Here is a 24,178-nt window from a genome sequence, read left to right as displayed (position 1 = left end):
GTGTCAGTGGGCCGCGTCCAGGCGCGCTCGCTGGTCCGGGGTGAGTTCCAGGTCCACGGCGGCCAGGTTCTCCTCCAACTGGGCCACCGAGGAGGCGCCGGCCAGCGGGATCACCGGCAGCCCGCCGCCGATCTGCCAGGCCAGCACGACCTGGTTGAGGGTCGCCCCCGTCTCCTTCGCCACGTCCCGGAGCACGGCGAGCCGGGCGGTGTTCCCCGGGTGGTCGTAGTCGGACGGCAGCGGCTTGTCCCGCCGCCCGTAGGCGCCGCCCAGCAGCGGCGAGTAGGCGACCAGGGCCAGCCCGGGCTCCGCCCCCAGGTAGCTGAGGAGTTCTCCGGTCGCGGCGCCGAGGTTCCCCTCGGGGAAGAGCCCGCTCGGTACGTCGGAGCGCGGGCGCAGCAGACTGTGGTGGTACTGGAGGACCTCGTAGCCCGGCAGTCCGGCCGCGGCGGCCAGGGCGCGGGCCCGCTCCACGCGCCAGACGGCGTGGTTGCTCACGCCGAGGAGTCCGACGCCGCCCTCCTGGACGAGTTCGCCGAACGCCCGGACGGTCTCGCCCGGTTCGACGGTGCGGTCCTCTATGTGCGCGTAGAGGAGGTCGATCCTCTCCACGCCGAGGCGTTCCCGGCTGCGCTCGAAGGCCTCGCGGACCACCTTGGCGGACAAGCCCTCGGGGTTGTCGACGAAGCCGGTCCCCGGAGCCAGCGGGCGCGCGCCGAGCTTGGTCGCGATGACGATCTCGTCGCCGACGCCCCGGCTGCGCCGCCAGCGTCCGAGCAGTTCCTCGCTCTGGCCGCCCTGGCCGCCGTCGATCCAGAAGGCGTAGTTGTCGGACGTGTCGATGAAGTTGCCGCCGGCCTCGACGTAGCGGTCCAGCACGGCGAACGACGTCTTCTCGTCGGTCAGCGAGCCGAACAGCATCGCGCCGAGCGCGAGCACACTCACCTCACGACGCGTGGCCGGGTCCGTGCCGATCGTGCGGTAACGCATGGTGTTCCCTCCCTCTCGGGCCCGAAGTCCCCGGGCCCGAACGGGAGTCTGCTCGTTGGAGTGCTCTTGAGGTCAAGCCTTGGCGAAGGGCCCTTCCAGGGCGGCCCACTGCAACAGCATGATCGTCTTGGCGTCGGCGATCTCCCCGGTGCGGATCATCGACAGGGCCTCGCGGAAGGGCAGTTCGACTGTCTCGATGTCCTCTCCCTCCTCGTCGAGTCCGCCGCCCTCGTGGGTGCGGGTGGACGGGCCGTAGGAGGCGGCGTAGAAGCTCACCCGTTCGGTGACCGAGCCCGGGCTCATGTAGACGTCGAAGACGTGCTCGACCTCGCCGACGGTGTGCCCGGTCTCCTCGACGACCTCGCGCCGTACGGCGTTCTCGGGGTGCTCGTCGTCCTCGTCGAGGAGGCCACCGGGCGTCTCGACCAGCATGCCGTCCGGGTGCCCGTTGACATAGGCGGGGTAGCGGAACTGCCTGGTCAGCAGCACGGTTTCGCGTTCGGCGTCGTAGAGCAGGAGGGTGGCTCCGTTGCCGCGGTCGTGGGTCTCGCGCTCCTGGGTGCTCCAGGTTCCGTCGGCGAGCCGGAGATCGAAGGTGGTGGTGCGCTCCACGTACCAGTGGCAGGACAGGAGTCGCACGTCGCGGATCCTGACGCGCGGGTTGCCGGTCAGGTCGCGGCCCGTGCGGTCGAGTCCGGTGCGGCCCCGGCGGTCGGGGGTGTCGATGCCGGCGGTCATCGCGCGCGGGCCCTGCGGGCGCGGGAGTTGTCGTTCATGCGCCCTGTCTACCATTCCGAGACCAAGATCCCGGTCACGGAGGGGCTTCGCCCGTTTAGGCTCACGGCATGGAACAGACGGAGATCATCCTGCGCGCCATCGGCGTGCTCACCGAGACCAACGCCATGGTGCGCAGGATCGCCCAGGACGAGGAGGACGGGGTCGAGTCCGCCGAGAACAACCTGGGCGCTCTCGTCACCGAGGTGTTCCCCCGGGTCGAGGTGCCCGGTGACGCCGGCCCCGCGGAGGCGGGGCAGGCGGTCGCGGACGCCTATCTCCCCGCCGCCATCTCGCTGGTGGGCGCCTTCGCTTTCCTCTTCTCCGAGCTCGCCGACCTCCACGACTCCGGGCGGACCGACGTCTCGACGGCCGATCTGCTCCAGGACCTCGCCCTGCGGATGTCCCGGGCCGACAACGCGTGACGCGGCGGCCGGCCCGGGGTCCGTCGGGGCGGCCCCGGGTCAGGAGTGCGGGACGACCGCCACCGGGCAGGGCGCGTGGTGCATGACCGCGTGGGCCACCGAACCGATCCGGGTGCCCACCGCGGAGCGGTCGGCCCTGCGGCCGACGACCACCAGCTGGGCCCGGCCGGAGAGGGACAGCAGCACCTGGCCCGCGCTGCCCATCTCGATGTGCTGGGTGACGGGCACCTGGGGAAAGCGTTCGCGCCACGGCTGGAGCGCCTCGGCCAGCACCTTCCTCTCGTACGGCTCCAGACCGCCGGCCTCGTCGAGCATCTTCAGCGAACCGGGGCTGTAGGCGAACACCGGCGGCAGACTCCACGCCCGTACGGCCCGTACCGCGGCGCCGCGGGCCGCCGCGGTCTCGAACGCGAAACGGAGACCGGCGTCGTCCTCGGGACCGCCCTGGTGGCCCACGACGATCTCCCGGCCGGCCGCCTCGTCCTCGGGCCGGTCCTCCGAACGCACCAGCACCACCGGGCAGGGTGCCTCGGCTATCACCCGCTGTCCGACGGAACCGAGCAGGAAGCCGACGAACGCGCCGTGGCCGCGCGACCCGAGGACCAGGGTCCCCGTGCCGGCCGCGACACCGAGCAGCGCCTCCACCACGTCGCCCTCGGCGGAGTCGATCACGTCGACCGTCACCGGCAGGCCCGCGTGCCGGTCGGTGACCGTGCGGGCCGCCTCCTCGATCATGCCGTGGGCCCAGCGCGCCTGGTCCTCCCGGTCGCCCCCGCCGACCATGCCGTGCGGCGGCCAGTGCCAGGCGTACACCACCCTCAGGGCCACGTCCCGGCGGACGGCCTCGCGGCCGGCCCAGGCCAGCGCCGCCATGCTCTCGGGAGATCCGTCCACGCCCACGGTGATCGGGTGGGTCATCCGCCTGCCTTCCGTCGCCGGCCCGTCTGTCCGGCCGGGTGCTCGATCCTGACCGGTCAAGTGTCCGGCATCGAAGAGCACGGCGGACCCGGCGGCGTCACGCGCCGGGCGGGGCGGGGCGGTTCCTGGGGGCGGAGCACGGGTTCGGCACTCGTCCGCGAAACCCGTGTCAGTAACGCTGGGCCTTGGCGAGCACGGCGGTGAGCTGGGGCTCCACGGGCTGGCGGCTGATCACGATCGGCGTCACCTTCTTCCCCGGCTCCAGGTTCTCCTCGCCGACGAACTTCGTCTCCACGACCTTGCCGTCGGGGTTCTTGAAGTCGATCTGCACGGCGTACGAGGCGGTCTCGTCGGTCGTGTTGGTGATGGTGACGAGGACGGCCCGCAGCCCGCCGGTCTCCGCCGTGGGCACGCCCTTCATGCTGACCTCGGACGTCGCGTTGCCGCTGCCCTGGACGTCCTTCAGCTGTTTCTCGGCGGTGGCGGCGGCGCGGGCGGTGTCGGCGGAGACCGAGGCCGCGAACTCCGAGGCCCTGGCCTCCAGGGAGGCGGCGGCCGACTCCGCCCGTTCACTGGCCGACGCGATGATCGAGGAGGCCGCCGACGCGATGGCGGAGGGCGGCGTCCCCGTGAAGTTCGACGTGTTCGGCGGGGTGGGCCTCGGGGTGACGGAGGCCGTGCTGCTGCCTCCCCCGTCGTCGTCCGAACTGCACGAGACGAGAACGGAGCCGCACGCGATCGCGGACAACAGGGCAGCGACACGCCGTGATCCGCTCCGGCCGCGGAGAACACGTCTGCTCATGGGGGCTCGCCTCTTCCTGCCGTACGGGGCACGGGGGCGCGTCCTCTTCCTGCCGTACGGACTCCCTCATGCTCCGCGCCGCGCCCGGCCACGGCGAACCACGGGGGCCCATTGGGGTGGCCCACGCCGGGTCAGCCCCCGCGCCCCGCTCCGGCGAGCCAGGCGTCCGTGACCGCCAGGGCCGCCGCCATGATGCTGAGCTGCGGGTTGACCTCAGGACAGCCCGGCAGGACCGAACCGTCCGCGACGAGGACCCCGTGGACACCGCGGAGCCTGCCTTCGGGGTCCGCGGGCGCTGCCTGCGGATCGCCGCCCGCGGCCGCCGTGCCGGTCGGGTGGAACGCGGAGACGTGGAGATCGCGGGCGCCGACCTGGGCGAGCAGTTCGTCGAGGGCGTCGAGCGAGCGGGCGCGTGGTGCGCGGGGGACTCCGGTGAGGACCTCCGTCGCCCCGGCGGCGAAGAGCAGGCGGCCCATGGCGCGTACGGCGGTCATCAGGCGGTCGCCGTCGCGGGTGTCGAGGCCGTAGCGGACGAGCGTCCGGTCCCGGCCCGTCACCTGCCCCGAGGGGCGGTCGGCGATCATGGCGCCGAGGGTGGCCAGACGGTCCGACTCCTCCAGTTCGCGCCGCAGCTCCCGGCCGAGGCCGGGCAGGACGAAGCTGCTCATGCCGGGTGGGCTCGCGGTCGCCTCGACGAGGATCCCCCGTGCGTGCAGTTCCTCCACGCCGACGCTCTGCAGTACGCCGCGCCAGGCCGTCACCGGCTCGGCGAAGCGTCCGGCGACGCTGGTGGCCGGGTGCACGCTGAGGTTGCGGCCCAGGCGGGGGTGTCCGTCGAGGCCCGAGCGGCGCAGCAGGGGCGGGGTCTGGAGGGTGCCGGCCGCTGCCACGACGAGGGGGCTGAGGATCTCCAGTTCGCCGCCGTCGGGGCGGCGGGCCCGGACTCCCGCGGCGCGGGGCGGGCCCGGGAGGTCGTGGTCCAGCAGGATGCGGTGGACCCGCGCGCCGGTGACGATCCGGGCGCCGGCGGCGCAGGCGGCGGGCAGGACGGACAGCTGCACGCTCTGTTTGGCTCCGGTGGGACAGCCCACCACGCACTGGCAGGAGCCCTTGCAGCCGGGGGCGTTGCGGCGCAGCGGGGCGGCCCGCCAGCCGAGCCGTTCGGCGCCCGTGAGGGTGAGCAGCCCGTTGTTGCCGAGGACGTCGAGGGGCTGGGGTGCCACGCGCAGGGTTCGCTCGGCCTCGTCGAGGAGGGGTCCGAAGCGCTCGGCGAGGGCGAACCCGAACGTGCTCCGCCAGCGGGCGAGCACATGGTCCGGAGTTCGGTAGCAGGTGCCGGAGTTGACCACGGTGGTGCCGCCGACGGCGCGGCCGACGGGCAGCAGGACCGGCGGTCTGCCGACGGCCACGGTGGCTCCGCCGTCCCGGTACAGCTCGGTGAACCGGTCGAGGGGCGCCCGGCGGCCGAAGGAGGCCGTCGGGTGGTGCTCGCCCTCCTCCAGGACGACGACGCCCAGTCCGGCGCGGGCGAGGGTCCGCGCGGCCATGGCGCCGCCCGCGCCGGAGCCGACGACGACCGCGTCGGCGGTGGTGCGGGCCGGCCATTCCCCGGCCGGCGTGCAGTCGAGGGGCGGATCCGCCGGGGCGGGTACGGGAGCGGGCGCGGCCGGCGTCCGTTCGGTGCCCGCGGCCAGCAGGACGGGGACCTTGAGGAGGTCGAGGAGCGGGGCGAGCCGGGGGCGCAGGGCCAGCGAGCGGAGCACGTCCTCGCGTTCGTCGGGGCGCAGGGCGGCCAGGCGTCTGCCGGTGCGCGCCAGGGCGTACGTCTCGACTGCGGCGACGGCGGTGCGCATCCCGGCGCGGGCGGGGAGGGGCAGTGCGGCGAGGACCGCGTCGAGGCGGTGCGGGACGCGGGCGGGCCAGTCGGTGCCGCCCGCGTCGGCGAGGAGCGCGGCGACGAGCCCGTCGGCGGTCATCGTGTCCCCGTCTCGGCGTGCGCGGTGCCGTCCAGGGTCCAGGTGGCTTCCGGGCGCCAGTGGCCCCACCAGCGTTCCAGGACGATCCGGGCGTCGGCGGACTCGCTGTTGCGGCACACCGCCCGGGAGCCGTCCGGGTCGCGGTACTCGAGGGTGAGGGTGCGCTCCGGGGGCTGGTTCACCTCGACGCGGATGCGGCGCAGGGCGGTCCGGCCGGTGACCGTCCACTCGGGCAGTCCGATGGCGGCCCGGAAGCGTCCGGGTCCCGGCCCGCCGATCGCCGGGCGTTCCGGGCGCCGCGGCCAGGTGCGGCCGTTTCGGCGCAGGCGCAGGAAGACGAGCGGGGGCAGCCGGCGCAGGGCGGGCCGGGTGGACACGGCGGCGACGACCTCCAGGACGTCTCCGGAGCCGAGGTCCGCGTGCAGCCAGGCCCAGCGGTGGGCGTTGCCGTGCCCGTAGATCCGGGCGGAGGCTCCGGGTGCGCCGCGCAGGTTCAGCGTCGTCTCCCCGTAGGAGAGTTCCCCCTCGTAGGCGGCCCGTGCGGCCGGCAGCATCTGGGCTGCGGGCAGCACGGGGTGGCGCCAGGCCCAGCGGGGGAAGGTGAACAGCGGCTGCCCCTGGGGCTGTTCGGTGAGCTTCCAGCGCAAGTCGCCCGCGCTGCCGGTCAGTCGTCCGCCGGAGCAGGTCACGTCCTCGGCCGTGAATCCGTCGGCCGGCCGGGTCCAGGGGACGGGTCCGAAGCGGGCGTGCCGCACCTCGCCCTCGCGGGGGAAGACCGCGGCCCAGCCGTGGGCGAAGGGTGCGGATCCGTCGGCGGGCGCGGTGAGTTCGTGGTGCAGCCAGACCCCGGTGCCGCTCTCGGGGTCGGTGAGGGTGGTGTACCAGACCTCGGTGCGGCCCGGGGCGCCGTTCCACCGCGGGGCCGTGTGCCGCGCGGGGTCCTCGCGGCGCGGGAAGCGGAAACCGAGCAGGAAGGGCAGGAGGCCGGTGGCGAGGGGGAAGCGCAGGACGCCCTCGCCCACCCGCGTCCGGCCCTCGTGGACGGTGAAGGGCAGGACGGTCATCGACGCGAGGGGGCGGCGGGGGGTCACCGACTTCCAGCCGTCCAGGGTGAGGCGGCGTCCGTCGGCGGTGAAGGCGAGCCGGTAGCGGATGCGCCGCCGGGCGATCGGCGACACCTCCAGCTCGCCCTCGGCGCACGGGTCGTCGGCGCGTCCGGAGATGCGCACCCGGCCGGTCAGCCGGGCCGGGGTGGTCCGGTGCGGGAGCAGGACGCGGTCGGCGTCGGCCCGCAGATCGAGCCGGACGCGCCGCTCCCCCGGCTCTCCGTCGAGGCGGACGGTGCCGAGCATCGTCTCCGTGAACACCGTGCCCCTCACGCGAGGCCCTCCAGCATGATGCGTTCGGTCTCCCGCAGATAGGTGTCGGCCGCCTCGCGCGCCCGCCGGGCGTCTTCGGCGACGACGGCCTCCACGACCGGCGCCAGCCTCCGGTGGGCGGCCTCCGGGTCGGTGAAGGGGCCCTGGAGCAGGGAGCGGACCGGCAGGTAGGCGTTGAAGAGCGTGTTCGTGAGCAGGACGTACACGCGGTTGCCGGTGGCGCGGGCCAGCGCGCGGTGCACCTCCACGTCGGCGAGCTGGACCGCGTCGACGCCTTCGGCGCGCAGCACGGCGTCGAGAAGCGCGCTCAGTTCGGCCCGCTGCGGGCGGGTACCGCGCTCGGCGGCCCGCTCGGCGATCGACGCGCCGACCCCGCGCCGCACCTCGAACACCTCGCGCACCCAGCCGGAGTCGTGCCGGACGAGCACGGGCAGGAGATCCGCTCCGCCGAGCCGGGCGTAGTCCCGCACCCGGGTGCCCACTCCGTGCCGGGTCTCCAGCAGTCCGGCCTGCGCGAGCCGCCCGAAGGCGTGCTTGAGCGTGGTGCGGGTGACGCCGTACCCGTCGGCCAGCCGCCGTTCCGGGGGAAGGTAGCTCCCCGCCGGGTGACGGCCGTCGAGTATGTCCGTGCGCAGCCGGTCCTCCAGGACGTCCACGATGGTCTCGCGGGGCAGTGCCTCCACGTTTCCCCCTCCGGGCAAGTGGCTGAGTGGATGAGCCACTGAACCAGTGGCCGTTCCCGGGAGTCAACCCCTCGCACTCGCCCGACTCCGTTCACGGGCAAGCGAATTGGACCGGACCAACCGTGTGCGAATCGTTGACATGTACGCCACCTGGCTCGATTCTGAGAGCGCTCTCAGAAGGAAGCGGACGAGCCGCGTCCGCGTGAATCCACCTCGCTGAACCCCACATCAAGGAGGCAGAGAGTGCGCGTACACACCAGATGGCCGGCCTGGGCGCTGGCCTCGGCCACGCTCACCACGGCGCTGCTCGCCTTCGGCGCCCCCACCCGCGCCGAGGCCGCGGTCCCGGCGACGATCCCGCTCACCTTCACGAACAACTCCGGTCGCGGCGAGCAGGTCTACATCTACGACCTCGGCACCCAGCTGTCGACGGGACGGCAGGGCTGGGCCGACGCGAACGGCACCTTCCACGCGTGGCCCGCGGGCGGCAACCCGCCCACCCCCGCGCCCGACGCGTCCATCCCGGGACCGGCGAACGGCCAGTCGAAGACGATCCGGATCCCCAAGTTCTCCGGCCGGCTCTACTTCTCCTTCGGACAGAAGATCGACTTCCGGGTGACCACCGGCGGTCTCGTGCAGCCCGCCGTCCAGAATCCGAGCGACCCCAACCGCAACATCCTCTTCAACTGGTCCGAGTACACGCTCAACGACTCCGGCCTGTGGATCAACAGCACCCAGGTCGACATGTTCTCCGCCCCGTACGCCGTCGGGGTCAAGGGCGCCGACGGGGTCACCAGGAACACCGGGCACCTCAAGGCCGGTGGCTACAACGGCTTCTTCAACGCGCTGCGCGCTCAGCCGGGCGGCTGGGCCGGGCTCGTCCAGACCCGGCCCGACGGCACGGTGCTGCGGGCGCTCGCCCCGGGACACGGCATCGAGGCGGGCGCGCTCCCGGCCGGCGTCATGGACGACTACATCAACCGCGTCTGGCAGAAGTACGGTTCGTCGACGCTGACGGTGACCCCGTTCGCCGACCAGCCGAACACCAGGTACTTCGGGCGCGTCTCCGGCGGAGTCATGAACTTCACCAACGGCTCCGGAGCGGTCGTCACCAGCTTCCAGAAGCCCGACTCGGACAGCGTCTTCGGCTGCTACAAGCGGCTCGACGCGCCCAACGACCTGGTGCGCGGGCCCATTTCACGCACCCTGTGCGCGGGCTTCAACCGCACCACGCTGCTGACCAACCCCAACCAGCCGGACACGGGTTCCGGGAACTTCTACAAGGACGCGGTGACCAACCAGTACGCCCGCGCCATCCACGCGCAGATGGCCGACGGCAAGGCCTACGCGTTCGCCTTCGACGACGTCGGGAACCACGAGTCCCTCGTCCACGACGGCAATCCGCAGCAGGCCTACGTCACGCTGGATCCGTTCAGCTGACCGAAGCCGCGGCTCCGGGCCGCCGAAGGCGTCACTCGCCCTCGGCGGCCTCACCCGTCGTCGCCGGGATCCAGGCAGTGGACGGGGACGCGTTGGACGAGGTTGTTCGCGAAGCCGCCGCGGTTCCACGGCTGGTCGAGCGGCTGGGTGTGCCCCTCGGCGTCGGTGGCGCGCGCGCCGAGGACATGGCGGCCGGGGGTCGCCGTCCAGGTGAAGTGCCACGCGCGCCAGGCCCACCGGTGGGCGTTCGGCGGGTCCAGCTCCGCAGGGTTCCAGGAGCGCCCCTCGTCCGCGCTGACCTCGACGCCGGTCACGGGGGCGCGCCCCGACCAGGCCCGTCCGGTCAGGGTGACGGCGCCCGGCGGGACCACCCGCGCCCGCGACATGAAGTCGGGGAAGCCCGGCGGGACCAGCAGGGCGCGCGGGGCGATACGGGTGACCGGCTCGCCCTCGTCGGCGGCCTCCTGCCGCAGCCGGTACGCCACGGTCTGCTGGAATCCGCGGAACGGCGCGTCCGTCACCGTGATGTCCCGGAGCCACTTGACGTGCGCCATGCCGTACCAGCCCGGCACCACGAGCCGCAGGGGATGCCCGTGCTGCGGCGGCAGCGGGGCGCCGTTCATCGCGTAGGCGACCAGGACCTCCGGTTCCTCGCCGAGTGCCACGTCCAGGGAAAGGGCGCGCCGGTAGTCCTGCTCGACCCCGCGTTCCACGCCGTGGTCGGCTCCGGTGAACACCACGTCCACCGCGTCCGGTTCGACCCCGGCCTCGGTGAGCAGCACGCGCAGCGGCACACCCGTCCACTCGGCCGTCCCGACCGCCTCCACCAGCCACGGCTGACTCACCGGCCGGGGTGTCAGCAGCGCACGCCCGTTGCCCGCGCACTCCATGGTCACCCGCTGCCTGACCGCGGGGTACGCCTTCAGCTCGTCGACTCCGAGCAGCAGCGGACACCGCACCCGCCCGCCGAGGACGAGCCGCCAGTCGGACTCTTCCGTGTACGGGATGTCGTAGTGCGTCAGCACGTAGTGCAGGCCCGGCGGTGTGACCTCGTACCGCAGGGCCTCCAGCGGCAGTCCGTGGTTCCGGGCGGCGAGGGCCAGCTCCTGTGCGCTGATGCCCTCGTCCGGGCCGGCCAGCCGGGCGGGTGCGCTCATGTCCTCGAGGCGTGGCCCCATGGATCCATTGTCCGCCCGCCCCCGGCGGAGACGCTAGACGGCGGAACGCGGACCGACGCTCCGGTCGACCAGGTCACGCCAGCCGGCCTCCAGGCGCTCCGGCGGCATACCGCGCTGGCGGGTCAGATGACCGATCAGCGCGGGGTCGAGGTATCCCATCAGGGTCTGGGCGACGAGTTCGATGTCCGCGTCCGGCCCCGAGCCGGTCTGCCGCAGCAGCATGCACACGTGCATGAGGCGGACCCGGTACGGCGCGGAGGTGAAGCGGCGGGTGGCCTCGGGTTCGGCGGCGAGGTACAGGTCGAGCTGCTCTGAGGTCTGGCGGAGGGCGTGGCATCCGAAGGCGTGCAGGCGCTCCACCGGCGACGCGCCGGGGCCGAGCGGGGCCGGGCCGCTGATGAAGGCGGTCTGGAAGCGCTGCTCCGTGTGGTCGAGCAGCGCCATGAGCAGGCCGGTGCGGTCGCCGAAGCGCCGGAAGACGGTGCCCTTGCCCACCGCCGCCGCGCAGGCGACGCCCTCCATCGTGAGCCTGGCCACTCCCTGCTCCTCGACCAGCCGCGCCGCGGCCTCCAGCAGGCGCGCGCGGTTGCGGGCGGCGTCGGCGCGCAGCGGGACGGCCTCGGGCGCGGTGAGCTGCATGAGGACGGGCTCGTCGGGCGGTTCCGGTCGCTTCGGGAACGGCGGAAGTGGCTGGGACATGGAGCCAGCGTAACGGCATCCGGGGACAACTGGACTGCGGTCCGCTTCGGTGGTACACCTTTAAGCGGACCTCGGTCCGTTTTGTTGCGGCAGTGTTTCAGCGATTTCCATCCCCGGGAGATATCCATGTCCGTACGCATCCTCGCGCTCGTCGGCAGCCTGCGCGCCGGTTCCCACAACCGTCAGCTCGCCGAGGCGGCCGTGAAGCTCGCTCCGGAGGGTGCCGAGGTCGAGCTCTTCGAGGGCTTGGCCGAGATCCCCTTCTACAACGAGGACATCGACGTCGAGGGCGCCGTGCCCGCCGAGGCCGCGCGGCTGCGCGCCGCGGCCGGCGGGGCCGACGCGTTCCTGCTGTTCTCGCCCGAGTACAACGGCACCATCCCGGCGGTCCTCAAGAACGCCATCGACTGGCTGTCCCGGCCGTACGGCGCCGGCGCCTTCACCGGCAAGCCGGTCGTCGTGGTCGGCACCGCGTACGGCCAGTTCGGCGGCGTCTGGGCGCAGGACGAGGCCCGCAAGGCCGTGGGCATCGCCGGCGGCACCGTGCTGGAGGACGTCAAGCTCTCCGTCCCCGGCTCCGTGGTCCGCTTCGCCGAGACGCACCCCGCCGACGACGCCGAGGTCGCGGCGCAGCTCTCCGAGGTGCTGGACCGTCTGCACGGCCACGTCTCGGCGCCCACCGCCGCCTGACGACTCCCCCGAAGGCCGGTCCGCTCGCCCCGGACCGGCCTTCGGCATGTCGTGACTCGGTCACCGTTCGTCCCAAGATCGCCACGACCCTGGCGGAGCGTCACCCTCCGCGACAGGATGCCCGCATGAAGAGCGACCTCTTTTCCAGCGACCACATGGTGCAGCCGGCCGTCACGGCGGGCATGAGCGTCCAGAACGCCAAGTCCATCAAGTACGCAGTCCAGGGCGAGATGTTCGCGCGTCAGGGCGCGATGGTCGCCTACCGGGGCAGTCTCCAGTTCGAGCGCAAGGGCCAGGGCGTGGGCGGCATGCTCAAGCGCGCGGTCACCGGTGAGGGGCTTCCGCTGATGGCCGTCCGCGGGCAGGGCGAGGTCTGGTTCGCGCACGAGGCGCAGAACTGTTTCATCGTCGGCATCGAGCCCGGCGACGTCTTCACGGTCAACGGCCGCAACGTCCTGTGCTTCGACGCCTCGCTGTCGTACGAGATCAAGACGGTGAAGGGCGCCGGCATCACCGGCGGCGGGCTGTTCAACAGCGTCTTCACCGGCCACGGCAGCCTGGGGCTGATATGCGAGGGCAATCCGCTCGTCATACCCGTCTCGCGCCAGCAGCCGGTGTTCGTCGACACCGACGCGGTCGTCGGCTGGACGGCGCACCTGAACACCTCGCTGCACCGCTCGCAGTCGATCGGCTCGATGATCCGAGGGGGCTCGGGCGAGGCCGTGCAGCTGAAGCTGGAGGGCGAGGGCCACGTCGTCGTCCGTCCCAGTGAGGCGACCCCGCAGAAGACGCAGCAGCACTGATCCGGGACGGACCGAGGGGACCCGCCGGCCGGCGGGTCCCCTCGGTCCGTCTGCCGGAGTCCTCCGTCAGTGCCGGGCGGCCGGGGTGTTGGCGGCCGTGACGTTGACGGCGGCCCACGCCTTGCCCACCGCCTTGTACTCGGCGCTGTTCGCGCCGTACATGTCGGCGGCGGCCTTCAGCGTGGCCTTGCGCGCGTCGTGGAAGTCGGTCGTGGAGACCATGTACCGGGTGAGCGCGCGGTAGAAGACGGCGGTGGCCTTGGTGCGGCCGATGCCGGTCACCCGGGAGCCGTGGTACGTCGGCGAGTCGTACGTCACGCCGTTGACCGTCTTGCGGCCGCTGCCCTCGGCGAGCAGGTAGAACGCGTGCGAGGAGATGCCGGAACCGGCGTGCACCTCGGTGTCGTACGCGGCGGGCGACCAGTAGTCGACCGCCTCCTCCAGCAGGTCGAGGGACGGGCGGTCGAGGCGGCGCAGGAACTTCTGGTCGAGCCCCAGCTTCTCCCCCACCAGGTAGTTCGGCGGGTTCTTCGGGTTGTTCGCGAAGAACTCGACGCCGGAGCCGAAGATGTCGGCGAGCGACTCGTTGAGGGAGCCGGCCTCTCCGTACTGGTTGCCGTCGTCGTCGACCCGGGTGGGTTCGAGGGCGGCGGTCGCGTCGACGACCCCGTGGGTCAGCTCGTGGCCGGTGACGTCGAGGACGACGAGCGGCTTCTTGAACCAACGGCCGTCGCCGTCGCCGTAGGCCATGCAGCCGCAGTACGAGTCCCAGAAGGCGTTGCCGACCTTGTTGCCGAAGTGGACCAGTGCGCGGGCACCGGCGCTGTTGTTCTTGATGCCCTTGCGGCCGAAGGTCTTCTTGTAGAAGTCCAGGGTCCGGGTGATGCCGTACTGGGCGTCGACGGCGGCGGTCGTCCGGGCCGAGGTGGTGCCGTTGCCCCACTTGTTGTCGCCGTCGGTGAACGCCTTGCCCCGCGCGAAGGACTCCAGCTCCTGGCCCCTGGCGTCCCGGGTCTCGGTGTTCCACCGGGTCGGGTCCTTCAGCACGTAGCTGGTCCGCGCGGTGCGGGTGGTGGTCAGGGACACCTTGCCGGCGAACAGGGAGGACCCGCTGCCCGTGGCCGTGGCCGGGTAGCGGCCCGCCGCGGCGACGCCCGTGAGGCCGGACGGCCCGGCGGCGGCCGCGATACCGGTCTGCGGGTTCACGCTCTCGCCGCGCTCGCGCAGCGCGGCGGCCAGGGCCGGCGACACGAACTCTTCGCTGTTCGGGGTGTTGCTGCGGATCCGGCCGGTACGGGCGTCCACGACGACCGTGCTCGAACCGCCGGCCTCCGTGGTGCCGCTGTCCGTGACGAGCACCTGGTAGGCGAGGGCGGCGGCGCCCTCGCGGGCGTCCACGACGAGCGTCGCGGTGCTCGCGTCGCCCTTCGTGGCGGCCTCGGCCTTGCGCACCGCCTGCTCGGGCGTCAGCTCCGCCTCGACGGTGGACGGCTTCACCAGGTGGTCGGCGGCCCGGGTCACGCCCAGGTACTCGCCCCGCGCGCCGAGGTGGACGACCAGGTCGCCGCCGAGGAGCGGAAGGCCCTGGTGGGTACGGACGAAGCGGACGTGCCGCTTTCCGTCCGGGTCCGTCATCACGTCCTTGGCCCGGAGGGTGTCGCCGCTGGTGACACCGGTGGCCGAGGCGTGCGCGAACGCGGCCGCCCTCGCGGCGGCCACCGGCGACGGGGCCGAGGCCGCCGCACGGGCGGGCCCGTTCGGCGCGGAGGCGAAGGCGGGGCCGGGGAGCGTGGCGGCCGTCGTCACGGCGACGGCGATCGCCACGCGGCGTATGTGGGGTCTACGCACTGAGTTCCTTCGTGCGGGGCGGCCGGGAGACCAACCGCCCTACGGCGCGGCGCCGTTGCGCACCGCGGGGACTGTCGGGCCCTGACCGGACAGATGTACGAGGGAACGAGGTGGTTGCCCTGCCGGAACGATCGGCGTCCGTATGTGACCGATGTCGCACGCCCCCGGCCCCGGACGGGCAGGCCCCGGGGACCAGGCGGGGGCCGGGAGCGCGGAGGGCTCAGATCGCGCGGTCGGCGAGGGCGGACAGCAGGGTGCCGAGTTCCGCCGCGGGCTCCTGGTCGAGGGGAAGCCCGGAAAGGAGCGCGTCCGCCGCGGCGAGTCGGCGGCGTGCCGCGCGCACGGCCGCCGCGCGGCCCCCGGCCCGCTCGACGAGGGCCGTCGCACGGCGCACTCCGGCGCCGTCCAGGGACCCCGGCTCCGCGAGGAGTTCGCCGAGTTCGCCGCGGCCGTCCCCACCGAGCGCCGCGAGCACCGGCAGGGTCTTCTTCCCCTGCCGCAGGTCGCTGTGGACCGGCTTGCCGGTGACCGACGGATCGCCCCAGATGCCCAGCACGTCGTCGGCGATCTGGAACGCGACGCCGAGGTGGCGTCCGGCGCGGTCCAGCACGGCCACGGTCCGGTCCGGCGCTCCGGCCAGCCGGGCGCCGAGCGCCAGCGCGCAGCCGAGCAGCGCACCGGTCTTGCGCTCGGCCATCACCTCGTACTCCCGGACACCGACCGCGTCGGGCCCGGTCCAGGGCCGGCCGGCGAACAGCAGGTCGTCGGCCTGGCCGTGGACCAGGTCGCCGAGCGCGGTGGTCAACTGGCTCACGGCGGAACCGGACCGGGGGGTGCGGGCCAGGGTCTCGACGGCCAGCGCGAACAGCGCGTCACCCGCGAGGACGGCGGGACCGGTGCCGTACGCCTTCCACACGGCCGGGCGGCCGCGGCGCAGCGCGTCGCCGTCCATGATGTCGTCGTGGAGCAGCGAGAAGACGTGCACGAGCTCCACCGCGACGGCCCCCGGCACGCCCGCCTCGGCCGGGCCGGAGACGATCCGCGCCCCGAGGACGGCCAGCGCCTGCCGTACCCCCTTGCCCTGGCTGTGCTCGGCGGGGGCGCCGCCGACCTCGCAGCGGCCGAGCGCGTACCGGGCCATCTCCGCGACCCAGGGGTGCAGCGTGCCGATCGCCTCGGCCAGCGCGGGGGCGGCGAGTTCGCGGCAGCGGTCCAGCACCTGCGCGGCGGAGGGCGACGGCTGGGAGGCCGGGGCCGCCGAAGCCGGGACCGCGCAGGCCACAAGAGGGCCTGCTGCGGTTGCGGTTGCGGGAATCTTCGCGGCCGGCGGGTTCGCCGAGCCCCGCGGGACCGGCGGAACGGTCGAACCGTCCAGGGCCGTCGAGGTCATCACACGGTCTCCGTCTCGCCGGTCCCGGCCGTCAACCCGAGTTCGGTCCGCGCCCGTTCGACCATCCGGTGGGCGTGCCGCAGCCCGATGCCCTCCAGGGTCACGGCCAACTCGTCCAGCTCGGCGGTGGTCTCGGCGCCGTCGCGGCCGAGGCGGGCGAGCGACTTGACCAGTCCGAGACGGGACAGGGCCGTGCCGCGCGGCTCGCTCATCGCCTCGAACTCCGCCAGGGCCCCCGCGTACACGTCACGGGCCTCCTCGTAACGCCCGGCGCGGTAGAGGACGTTGCCGCGCATCTTGTGGTTGTAGGCGAGCGCGCCGGACAGTTTCATCGCGCGGCAGGAGGCCTCGGCCTCGCCCAGCAGCCCCAGTGCCCGGTCCGTGTCGCCGTCGCGCACGGAGACGATGTCCGCGAGTCCTCGCAGCGCCCACGCGTGGCCGCGCCGGTCCTCGGCACCGGCGGCTATCTCCGCCGCCTCCTCGAACATCGCGTAGGCGGTGTCGTACGCGCCGGTGTTGCGGTGGATCTGGGCGATGCCCTCCAGGGCCCACACGGTGTGGCGGGCCTCGCCGCGCTTGCGGGCCTCGGCCAGCAGCTGCTCGTGCAGCGCCGTCACGGCCGCGTAGTCGCCCTGGATGCGGCCGGTCTCCGCCATTCCGGCCAGCGAGTAGCCGCGCACCACGACGTCCCCCGCCCGTCCGCCGAGTTCGGCGGCGAGCCGCAGCAGCCGCCACGCCAGGGGGAACGCTCCGCGCTGGCGGGCCAGGGTGCCGCCGCTCCACAGCGCCCACGCCATCGCGGCACCGTCCCCGGCCTCCCGGGCCGTGCGGTAACTCGCCTTCCACGCCCGGTCGGCGTCCGCCACCTGTCCGAGCCGCCGGTGCGCCTCGGCGACCGCGAGGCCGGACCGCGCCGCCTCGGCGCGGGCGCCGGCCCGTTCGGCGGCGCGCAGTTGCTCGGTGCCCGCCGCGAGGACGTCGGTCAGCGAGGAGTTCACCGACAGGCTGGTCAAGGCGCCCTGGTATTCCGGGGCGAAGGCTTTGCCGTACATGAGTGCCTTTCCGTCCGCCACCGTCCGTCCGCAGACGGGATCGGCCGGTGGTGATGCTGTTGTCGACTCCTTCAAGGCGGTGACGTGCGGCGATCCAGCTATGCACGCAGCGTATACACGGCATGTATACGCTAGACGTATAGTGCACCGGCTTTCCGTCCGTGAAGGAGTTCCGGGAAGGGTCGCGTGCCACGCGCCTGTTGCCCCTCAAGACGACGATCACGTCCGGGAGGTTGCCCGGCCGCCCCAAAACACGTTGCGCGGCGGTCCGGGCGGTCACAGGATGGCGGCGTCAGAGCCCCCACCGGAAGCAGGCCACCGTTGCCCACGGCCCCGATGCACGCAGGTGAGACACGGATCGGTGGTTCGCTCGTACGGCGCCTGCTGGCCGAGCAGTTCCCGCGGTGGGCCCGACTGCCACTGAGCCGCGTGCGGTCGGCCGGCACCGTCAACGCCCTCTTCCGTCTCGGCGACGACATGGCCGTGCGCCTCCCGCGCATCGCCGACGGCTCCGGCGACGCGGTCAAGGAGCACGCGTGGCTGCCGCGGCTCGCCCCGGTGCTCCCGTTCCCGGTCCCCGAGGTCCTCGGCCTCGGCCGCCCCACCGCGGACTACCCCTGGCACTGGTCCGTGCTGCGCTGGCTCGACGGCGAGCCCCCGGTGCCCGGCGCCCTGACCGACGCGCGGCGACTGGCCGCCGACCTCGGGGAGTTCGTCGCCGCCCTGCGCTCGGTCGGCCTCCCGGACGGGCCGGGTGCCTACCGCGGCACCCCGCTGGCCGCGGTGGACGCCGAGACGCGCGAGGCGATCGGCCTCCTCCGCGGCACCGTCGACACCGGGGCCGCGACGGCGGCCTGGGAGGAGGCGCTGACGGCCCCGGTGTGGACGGGCGCGCCGCGCTGGCTCCACTCGGACCTGATGCCGATGAACCTCCTGGTCCGCGGGGGCCGTCTCGCGGCCGTCCTCGACTTCGGCACCCTCGGCACCGGCGATCCGTCCTGCGACTTCATCCCGGCCTGGAACCTCCTGCCCGCCACGGCGCGGCCCGTCTTCCGGGAGGCGGCCGGTGCCGACGACTCCGGCTGGACGCGCGGACGCGGCTGGGCCCTGTCCATGGCCCTCGTCCAACTCCCGTACTACCGCGCCACGAACCCGGTGATCGCGGGCAACGCCGAGCACGTGATCCGCGAGGTGCTGGCCGAGCAGCGGGTGTCGTAGCCGGGCACCACCGCGGGGTCACTCCACGAGGGCCTGCGTTCCGAGCACGCCGAGGAGGGCGACGCGTTCGGCGTCCTCCGTGCCGGGCTCGGCCGTGTAGACCATGATCCGCAGGTCGCCGCCCGCGACGCTGAGCACGTCGCAGTCCAGCGTCACGGCTCCGACCTGGGGATGGTCGATGGTCTTGCGGGCCGCGTCGTGGCGGGCGACGGCACCGGACTCCCACAGCTCCGCGAACCGCACGCTGCCGGCGCACAGGTCCTCGATCAGCTGCCCGAGGCGCCGGTCCGTCGGGTACCGGCTCGCGGTCGCGCGCAGGTCGGCGACGAGCGTCGCCTCGAAGGCGCGCCGCTCCCTGGGGGTGTGCCGCACCCGGCTGCCGGGGCCGACGAAGGTGCGCCACACCCCGTTGCGTTCGTTGCCGCTCCACCCGGAGGGATCACCGAGCAGGGCCGCGTACAACGGGTTGGCCAGCAGCAGGGTCCAGGCCGCGTCGTACACCGCCACGGGTGTCCCGCTCAGCCGGTCGAGCAGCCGGTGGACGCCCGGGGTGATGTGGGCCGGCACCGTGCCCCGGCCGGGCGGCACCAGTCCGGCCACCTGGAAGAGGTGCTCGCGTTCGGCCCCGGACAGCCGCAGCGCCCGGCCCAGTGCCTCGACGACCTGCTCCGAGGGATGGGCCGCCCGCCCCTGTTCGAGGCGGGTGACGTAGTCGACCGAGATGCCGGCCAGCAGGGCCAGCTCCTCACGACGCAGTCCGGCCGCGCGCCGCGTCCCGCCGCCGGGCAGCCCGACGGCCTCCGGCGTGACCCTGTCACGCCAGCGTCGTACCGTCCGCCCGAACTCCGTGTTCGCCATGCCACCCACTGTGCACCCGCCCGGGCGGACCCGCCTGGTACCGGCGGTCCCAGGAAGAGCGGACTCCTGGCTGTCCGCGGCGCACGGCCGGACTCTGGGCGCATGACCACCACACTCGTCACCGGAGCGAACAAGGGTCTCGGCCTCGAGACCGCCCGCCGGCTCGTCGCGGCCGGCCACACCGTCTACGTGGGCAGCCGGGACCCGGAGCGCGGCCGGCGCGCGGCCGCGGGGATCGGGGCTCGCGCGGTCGTCGTCGACGTCACGGACGACGCGTCCGTGACCGCCGCGGCCAGGACCATCGAGGCCGAGGGCGGTCTGGACGTCCTCGTCAACAACGCGGGCGTCGAGGGGCGCGGCGAGGGGAACGGCGTGACCGGCGCCGCGGAGGTGACCGCGGGGGCGATGCGCGAGCTGTTCGAGACGAACGTCTTCGGTGTCGTCCGGGTCCTCCACGCCTTCGTGCCCCTGCTCCGGCGCTCCGCCTCGCCGGTCGTGGTGAACGTCAGCAGCGGACTGGCCTCGCTGGCCGGGATCACCGACCCCGCGAGTCCCGCCCACGCCTATCCCGGTGTCGCCTACCCGGCGTCCAAGACCGCCGTCAACATGATCACCGTGCAGTACGCGAAGGCGTTCCCCGGGATGCGGGTCAACGCCGTGGAGCCGGGCTTCACCGCCACCGACCTGAACGGCAACACCGGGACGCAGACCGTTCAGGAGGGCGCCGAGATCATCGTGCGCATGGCCCTGATCGGAGGGGACGGGCCGACCGGCGGTTTCTTCGACGCGGCGGGCCCCGTCCCCTGGTGACCGCGGCCCCCGCCCGCCCCTGGGAGCGCGTACGGTCCGGATCTCAGGGCGTGAGCTGGGCCTGCACCGCGGGCGCGTACCGGTCGACGATGTCGTCGACCGGGGTCGCGCGCAGGTGCGGGCCCCGCGCGATCCCGTACATCACGCCGAGGCCGAGCAGGGTGCCCACGGCGAGTTCGGCGCGCAGGCCCGCGTCCCGCCCGCTCAGCCGCCGGGCGAGGCGTTCGCTGACCTGGGCGCGGAAGTTGGCCCGGAGCGTCTCGCCCTGCTCACCCTGGACGGGGGCGAAGACGATCCGCAGGACGGGGTCGGCGCCGCGCCGGGTCTGGCCCTCGACGACATGGCGGACCATGTGCCGGCCGAGCTCTTCCAGCGGGGCGTCCAGCAGGGCGTCGGCGTCGGACTCGAAGGACATGACACGGGCGAACAGCGCGTCCTTGTTGCCGAAGTACTTCAGGATCAGCGGCGCGCTCACCCCGGCCCGGTCGGCGACCGCCTTGAGCGTGATGTCCGCGTGCGCGTGCCGGGCCAGCAGGTACCGGGCCGCGCGCAGGATCTCCGCCTTGCTCGCCTCGGCGTCGCGGCGGGGTGCGGGGGCGGTCTCCGGCTCCCGGTCCGGGGCGGGCGCGGCTTCCGGTTCCCCGTGCGGCGGAGCGGCGGCCTGCCGCTCGCCGTGCCCTGGGTCGGCCGGGGACGCCGCGATACCGGAGTGCGGGGTGGTCACGGTGCTCAAGCTCCTTCGAGGGCCTCGTCGCGGGATGCGCCGGTGGGGCGGCCGGTTCGCGGGGTCTCGCGGGAGGCGGGGTCGGTGGGTATCGACAGTGCGGCGGCACAGGCCACCAGTGCGACGGTACCCGCCATGGCGAAGGCCAGCAGATAACCGTGCAGGGTGGGCACCCGGGCACCCGCGACCAGGCTCGTGTGGTGCACGAGCACGGCGGCCACGGCGGCACTGCACACGGCCTGCCCGATGGTGCGCATCAGGACGTTGACGCCGTTGGCGGACGCGGTCTGCCCGGCGGGCACGGCGCGCAGGATCAGGGTGGGCAGGGCGGAGTAGGCGAGGGTCGTGCCGATCGAGCAGACCGTGGCGCCCAGGATGATCGCCCACAGGTCACGGCTGTCGGCAATCCGCAGCACGTAGCCGGAGGCGATGACCACCGTGCCGAGGGCCAGGGTGGTCCGGGGGCCGCGGGCCGCCGAGATGCGCGCCGAGACGGGTGACAGCAGCAGCATCGTCACCCCGCCGGGCAGCAGGCACAGACCGGTCGCCACGATGGACAGGCCGAGCCCGTAGCCGGTGGCCTCGGGAGCCTGCACCAGCTGCGCCGTGACCAGCGAGTTGCCGTAGAAGGCGAAGCCGGTCAGCAGTGCGGCGACGTGCGGCAGGGCCACGCGCGGACGGGCGGCCAGCCTCAGGTCGACGAGGGGGCTCTCGGTGTGCAGCTGCTGCCACCACCACAGCGCGAGGATCACCGCGCAGCCGGCGAACAGGCCGAGGATCCCGGTGCTGGTCCAGCCCCAGGTGCCGCCCTGGGACACGGCGAGCAGCAGGCACACCAGTCCGGCGGCCAGGCCCAGCGCGCCCGGTGTGTCGAAGCGGCCCGGCTCCCGGACGGGCGACTCGCGCACCGCCCACCAGGCCAGTGCCGTCCCGACGGCGCCGAGCACGGTCGTCGCCCAGAACATGGCGTGCCAGTCGGCGTACTGCACCACGAGGGCGGCGAGCGGCAGGCCGAGGGCGGCGCCGATGCCCACGGTGGAACTCATCAGGGCGACGGCGGAACCCGTGCGCTCCGGCGGCAGCTCGTCGCGCAGGATGCTGATCGACAGCGGGACCACGGCGGCGGCGGCGCCCTGCAGCGCCCGCGCCACGATCAGGAGGCCGATGTGGGAGGTGAGCGCGCACATCAGTGAGCCGGCCGTCATCGTCCCGAGGGCCATGAGCAGCACGCGCCGCTTGCCGTACATGTCTCCCGCGCGGCCGAGGACCGGGGTGAGCACCGCTCCGGCCAGGAGGGTCGCGGTCACCATCCAGGAGACCGCGCCCGCCGAGGCGCCGGTCAGCCGGGGCAGGTCGGGCAGCAGGGGCACGACCACCGTCTGCATGACGGCCATGAGGATCCCGCCGAACGCCAGGACGGGTATCGCGAGCCGCTCGCGCAGGGTCGCCATCTGCACTCCAGAAGTAGACGCGAAAAGAGGTGAATGACAATTCACCATATCGGTGAATTGTCATTCACCCCAAGTGGGGCCCACTCCTCGGGACGGCTGCCGCTACCGCTGCGCGCGGGCCTGTACGCCCCGGGCGATCCTGGGTCCGAGCCAGCGCTTGAGGCGGCGCAGCGCCTCCAGCCGCCCGGCCGCGCGGTCGATCCGGTAGTAGAGCTGCGGCGGGACGTACGGCAGCAGCGGCGAGTGGCGCTGCCCGAGCAGGGCGAACATCTGCGCCGGCGGGAGACCGATGTAGCGCGGCAGGTCCTCGTACCACCGGGCGCTGTGGCGGGCCGCGCTCTGCACCGGCAGGAGCTCCGCCCTGCGCTCCCGCCCGTAGCGGGTGAGGGCGGTCTCCAGGTCCGCGTGCTCGCGCAGCGCCCGGGCCAGACAGATGGCGTCCTCCAGGGCGAGGGTGGTGCCGGCGCCGATCGAGTAGTGCGTGGTGTGGGCGGCGTCGCCGATCAGGACGAGGTTGCCCCGGTGCCACGTCCGGTTGGTCAGGGTGCGGAAGGTGAGCCATCGGGCGGCACCGTCGGACTGCGCCCGGCCGATCAGCCCGTGCCCGTCCAGCAGTCCCGCGAAGAGCCGCTCCAGCAGCGCGAGGCCGTCGGCCTCGCCCGCGCCGTCGAGCCCGAGGCCGGTCCAGGTCCGCGGGGAGCACTCGATGACCAGGGTGCTCATGTCGTCGCCGAACCGGTACGCGTAGCACCAGATCCAGCCGTGGTCCGTCTCCACGAAGGAGAAGGTGAACGAGTCGAAGACCTTGGTCGTGCCGAGCCAGATGTAACGGTTGCGGCCGTGGCCGATCTCGCTGCCGAAGTGGCCGGCGTGACACTCGCGCAGGGCGCTGTTGACTCCGTCCCCGGCGACGACGAGGTCGGCCTCGGGCAGCCGGTCGGCCGCGATCTCGCTCTCGTACTCGACGCGGACCCCCAGGGAGCGGGCCCGCTCCGCGAGCAGGTCGAGCATCAGGCGGCGGCCGATGCCGAACCCCTCGTCCCCCGGGGCCACGGTCGTACGGGTGCCGACATGGGCGACACCGTCGCTCCAGCTCACCGAGTTCTCGCCGACGGCGAGCGCGGACGCCGGGTCGCCCTCGCGCAGTTTGTCGAGCAGGCCCGCCCAGTAGGTCACGCCCCAGCCGTACGTCGATCCGGCCGGGTTCCTCTCGTGGACGGTGATGTCGTGGGACGGGTCCTGGAGCTTCATCAGGATCGAGAAGTACAGGCTCGCGGGGCCGCCGCCGACGCACGCGATCTTCACGCGCACTCTCCTGTGTTGCACATCGCGGTCAAGTGAACACGAAGAGTAGCAGGGGCGTCATACCGGCGGTTTGCGCCAGATCGCGGGCGTGAGCCACGCCACGAGCGGACGGCTCCGGCCGCAAGATCATCGACACGACGTCCTTCGGCCGGAGGATTTCCGCCAGTGACCGCATCCCGGACACCCCGGACGGCAAGATCATTTTTGTTCAACCCTGCATGACATATCCGTGATTGTCCGGATCGGAGCCAACCGACATTCGGCGATTTCTCCTGTTGTTTGACGACCCGATAGGCATATCGGGTCATCGACACCGCTGATCACAGGAGGTCTCCGCATGCCGGAGCTCACTCGTCGCCGTGCCCTCGGGGCCGCCGCCGCGCTCGCCGCGGGCGCGGGCGCCCAGACCCTCGCCGCACCCTCCGCGTCCGCGTCGCCGGACGGGCCGGCCGCCTCACGGGGATCCATGGCCGGCCACCACCACGGCGGCCCCGAACCCTTCGACGAGGTCTTCCGGGGGCGCCGCATAGAAGGCCGCCCGGTCACCGGGGGCGGCCACCACCACGGCGGCGGATACGCCGTGTTCGTCGACGGCGTGGAACTGCACGTCATGAGCAACGCCGACGGGAGCTGGATCAGCGTCGTCAGCCACTACGACCCCGTGCCCACCCCGCGCGACGCGGCCCGCGCCGCCGTCGTGGAGCTGCAGGGGGCGCCGCTCGTGCCCTTCGCCGCCAACTGAACCGCCCCGCAAGCAGATCGTGG

The 24,178-nt window shown here is 73.4% G+C and carries 23 protein-coding genes; 7 read left to right on the top strand and 16 right to left on the bottom strand.

Translation table 11 applies throughout. The features are described 5' to 3' along the window. Positions 1–3: 3 nt before the first annotated feature. Positions 4–990 carry an aldo/keto reductase gene (locus ACFW6B_RS37315; protein WP_386603590.1) on the bottom strand — a complete coding sequence of 329 codons (987 nt, stop codon included), beginning with the start codon at positions 988–990 and terminating at the stop codon, positions 4–6. Between the two features lie 72 nt (positions 991–1,062). Further along, positions 1,063–1,728, bottom strand: coding sequence for an NUDIX domain-containing protein (locus ACFW6B_RS37310; protein WP_386603588.1), 666 nt, complete (start codon positions 1,726–1,728; stop codon positions 1,063–1,065). A gap of 107 nt (positions 1,729–1,835) precedes the next feature. On the opposite strand from ACFW6B_RS37310, the gene ACFW6B_RS37305 reads away from it, so the two are divergent. Continuing rightward, positions 1,836–2,189 (top strand): hypothetical protein, encoded by a 354-nt coding sequence (locus tag ACFW6B_RS37305; RefSeq protein WP_369483651.1) that lies wholly within the window; start codon positions 1,836–1,838, stop codon positions 2,187–2,189. A gap of 39 nt (positions 2,190–2,228) precedes the next feature. On the opposite strand, the gene ACFW6B_RS37300 is transcribed toward ACFW6B_RS37305, so the two are convergent. From ACFW6B_RS37300 to ACFW6B_RS37280, 5 genes are all read right to left on the bottom strand, one after another. Beyond that, the gene (locus tag ACFW6B_RS37300) at positions 2,229–3,107 is read right to left on the bottom strand and encodes a universal stress protein (protein ID WP_386603586.1); all 879 of its coding nucleotides are present in this window, start codon (positions 3,105–3,107) and stop codon (positions 2,229–2,231) included. A 169-nt stretch (positions 3,108–3,276) separates the two neighbouring features. Beyond that, positions 3,277–3,855: a hypothetical protein gene (locus ACFW6B_RS37295; RefSeq protein ID WP_386603584.1), complete on the bottom strand. Its 579-nt coding sequence runs from the start codon at positions 3,853–3,855 to the stop codon at positions 3,277–3,279. A 185-nt stretch (positions 3,856–4,040) separates the two neighbouring features. After that, positions 4,041–5,885, bottom strand: a complete 1,845-nt coding sequence (locus ACFW6B_RS37290) for a GMC family oxidoreductase N-terminal domain-containing protein (protein ID WP_386603581.1) — start codon at positions 5,883–5,885, stop codon at positions 4,041–4,043. Continuing rightward, positions 5,882–7,264: a hypothetical protein gene (locus ACFW6B_RS37285; RefSeq protein WP_386603579.1), complete on the bottom strand. Its 1,383-nt coding sequence runs from the start codon at positions 7,262–7,264 to the stop codon at positions 5,882–5,884. The genes ACFW6B_RS37290 and ACFW6B_RS37285 overlap by 4 nt, the downstream gene beginning before the upstream one ends. Beyond that, complete coding sequence (locus ACFW6B_RS37280) at positions 7,261–7,947, bottom strand: FadR/GntR family transcriptional regulator (RefSeq protein WP_386603577.1); 687 nt, start codon at positions 7,945–7,947, stop codon at positions 7,261–7,263. Before ACFW6B_RS37280 ends, ACFW6B_RS37285 begins: the two co-directional genes overlap by 4 nt. 276 nt (positions 7,948–8,223) lie before the next feature. On the opposite strand from ACFW6B_RS37280, the gene ACFW6B_RS37275 reads away from it, so the two are divergent. After that, entirely contained in the window at positions 8,224–9,387 is a 1,164-nt protein-coding gene (locus ACFW6B_RS37275) for a glycoside hydrolase family 64 protein (RefSeq protein ID WP_386603627.1), read from the top strand. Positions 9,388–9,437: 50 nt separating this feature from the next. On the opposite strand, the gene ACFW6B_RS37270 is transcribed toward ACFW6B_RS37275, so the two are convergent. Both ACFW6B_RS37270 and ACFW6B_RS37265 read right to left on the bottom strand, forming a co-directional pair. Next, a complete protein-coding gene (locus ACFW6B_RS37270; RefSeq protein WP_386603575.1) occupies positions 9,438–10,565 on the bottom strand; it encodes a sulfite oxidase in 1,128 nt (375 codons plus the stop codon). Between the two features lie 33 nt (positions 10,566–10,598). Then, positions 10,599–11,264: a TetR/AcrR family transcriptional regulator gene (locus ACFW6B_RS37265; RefSeq protein WP_386603572.1), complete on the bottom strand. Its 666-nt coding sequence runs from the start codon at positions 11,262–11,264 to the stop codon at positions 10,599–10,601. A gap of 126 nt (positions 11,265–11,390) precedes the next feature. Here ACFW6B_RS37265 and ACFW6B_RS37260 point away from each other — a divergent pair, with 126 nt between their 5' ends. Both ACFW6B_RS37260 and ACFW6B_RS37255 read left to right on the top strand, forming a co-directional pair. After that, complete coding sequence (locus ACFW6B_RS37260; protein ID WP_386603570.1) at positions 11,391–11,954, top strand: NAD(P)H-dependent oxidoreductase; 564 nt, start codon at positions 11,391–11,393, stop codon at positions 11,952–11,954. A 125-nt stretch (positions 11,955–12,079) separates the two neighbouring features. Further along, the gene (locus ACFW6B_RS37255; protein WP_386603568.1) at positions 12,080–12,757 is read left to right on the top strand and encodes an AIM24 family protein; all 678 of its coding nucleotides are present in this window, start codon (positions 12,080–12,082) and stop codon (positions 12,755–12,757) included. A gap of 66 nt (positions 12,758–12,823) precedes the next feature. Here the strand turns inward: ACFW6B_RS37255 and ACFW6B_RS37250 are convergent, their stop codons facing one another. The 3 genes from ACFW6B_RS37250 to ACFW6B_RS37240 form a co-directional block, all read right to left on the bottom strand. Next, positions 12,824–14,605, bottom strand: coding sequence for a M4 family metallopeptidase (locus tag ACFW6B_RS37250; RefSeq protein WP_386603566.1), 1,782 nt, complete (start codon positions 14,603–14,605; stop codon positions 12,824–12,826). Positions 14,606–14,825: 220 nt separating this feature from the next. Continuing rightward, on the bottom strand, positions 14,826–15,995 hold the full coding sequence (locus ACFW6B_RS37245; protein ID WP_386603564.1) for a polyprenyl synthetase family protein: 1,170 nt from the start codon (positions 15,993–15,995) through the stop codon (positions 14,826–14,828). Then, positions 15,995–17,047 carry a tetratricopeptide repeat protein gene (locus tag ACFW6B_RS37240; RefSeq protein WP_386603561.1) on the bottom strand — a complete coding sequence of 351 codons (1,053 nt, stop codon included), beginning with the start codon at positions 17,045–17,047 and terminating at the stop codon, positions 15,995–15,997. Before ACFW6B_RS37240 ends, ACFW6B_RS37245 begins: the two co-directional genes overlap by 1 nt. A 336-nt stretch (positions 17,048–17,383) precedes the next feature. On the opposite strand from ACFW6B_RS37240, the gene ACFW6B_RS37235 reads away from it, so the two are divergent. Continuing rightward, positions 17,384–18,265: an aminoglycoside phosphotransferase family protein gene (locus ACFW6B_RS37235; RefSeq protein WP_386603559.1), complete on the top strand. Its 882-nt coding sequence runs from the start codon at positions 17,384–17,386 to the stop codon at positions 18,263–18,265. An 18-nt stretch (positions 18,266–18,283) separates the two neighbouring features. Here ACFW6B_RS37235 and ACFW6B_RS37230 read toward each other — a convergent pair whose 3' ends face one another. Continuing rightward, on the bottom strand, positions 18,284–19,123 hold the full coding sequence (locus ACFW6B_RS37230; RefSeq protein ID WP_386603557.1) for a helix-turn-helix transcriptional regulator: 840 nt from the start codon (positions 19,121–19,123) through the stop codon (positions 18,284–18,286). A 102-nt stretch (positions 19,124–19,225) separates the two neighbouring features. Here ACFW6B_RS37230 and ACFW6B_RS37225 point away from each other — a divergent pair, with 102 nt between their 5' ends. Continuing rightward, positions 19,226–19,933 (top strand): SDR family NAD(P)-dependent oxidoreductase, encoded by a 708-nt coding sequence (locus tag ACFW6B_RS37225; RefSeq protein ID WP_386603555.1) that lies wholly within the window; start codon positions 19,226–19,228, stop codon positions 19,931–19,933. 43 nt (positions 19,934–19,976) lie between these two features. Here the strand turns inward: ACFW6B_RS37225 and ACFW6B_RS37220 are convergent, their stop codons facing one another. The 3 genes from ACFW6B_RS37220 to ACFW6B_RS37210 all read right to left on the bottom strand — a co-directional run bounded on the left by ACFW6B_RS37220 (position 19,977) and on the right by ACFW6B_RS37210 (position 23,413). Then, positions 19,977–20,489, bottom strand: a complete 513-nt coding sequence (locus ACFW6B_RS37220; protein WP_386603624.1) for a TetR family transcriptional regulator — start codon at positions 20,487–20,489, stop codon at positions 19,977–19,979. A gap of 173 nt (positions 20,490–20,662) precedes the next feature. Then, a complete protein-coding gene (locus ACFW6B_RS37215) occupies positions 20,663–22,108 on the bottom strand; it encodes an MFS transporter (protein ID WP_386603622.1) in 1,446 nt (481 codons plus the stop codon). Between the two features lie 102 nt (positions 22,109–22,210). After that, positions 22,211–23,413 (bottom strand): FAD-dependent monooxygenase, encoded by a 1,203-nt coding sequence (locus ACFW6B_RS37210; protein ID WP_386603553.1) that lies wholly within the window; start codon positions 23,411–23,413, stop codon positions 22,211–22,213. Between the two features lie 337 nt (positions 23,414–23,750). Here ACFW6B_RS37210 and ACFW6B_RS37205 point away from each other — a divergent pair, with 337 nt between their 5' ends. Next, a complete protein-coding gene (locus ACFW6B_RS37205; RefSeq protein ID WP_386603552.1) occupies positions 23,751–24,155 on the top strand; it encodes a tyrosinase cofactor in 405 nt (134 codons plus the stop codon). Positions 24,156–24,178 lie beyond the last annotated feature (23 nt).

Origin of the sequence: Streptomyces sp. NPDC058751 (genome assembly GCF_042746485.1) — a bacterium.
Taxonomy (GTDB): Bacteria; Actinomycetota; Actinomycetes; order Streptomycetales; family Streptomycetaceae; genus Streptomyces.
This window is presented reverse-complemented; position numbering and strand designations above follow the sequence as displayed.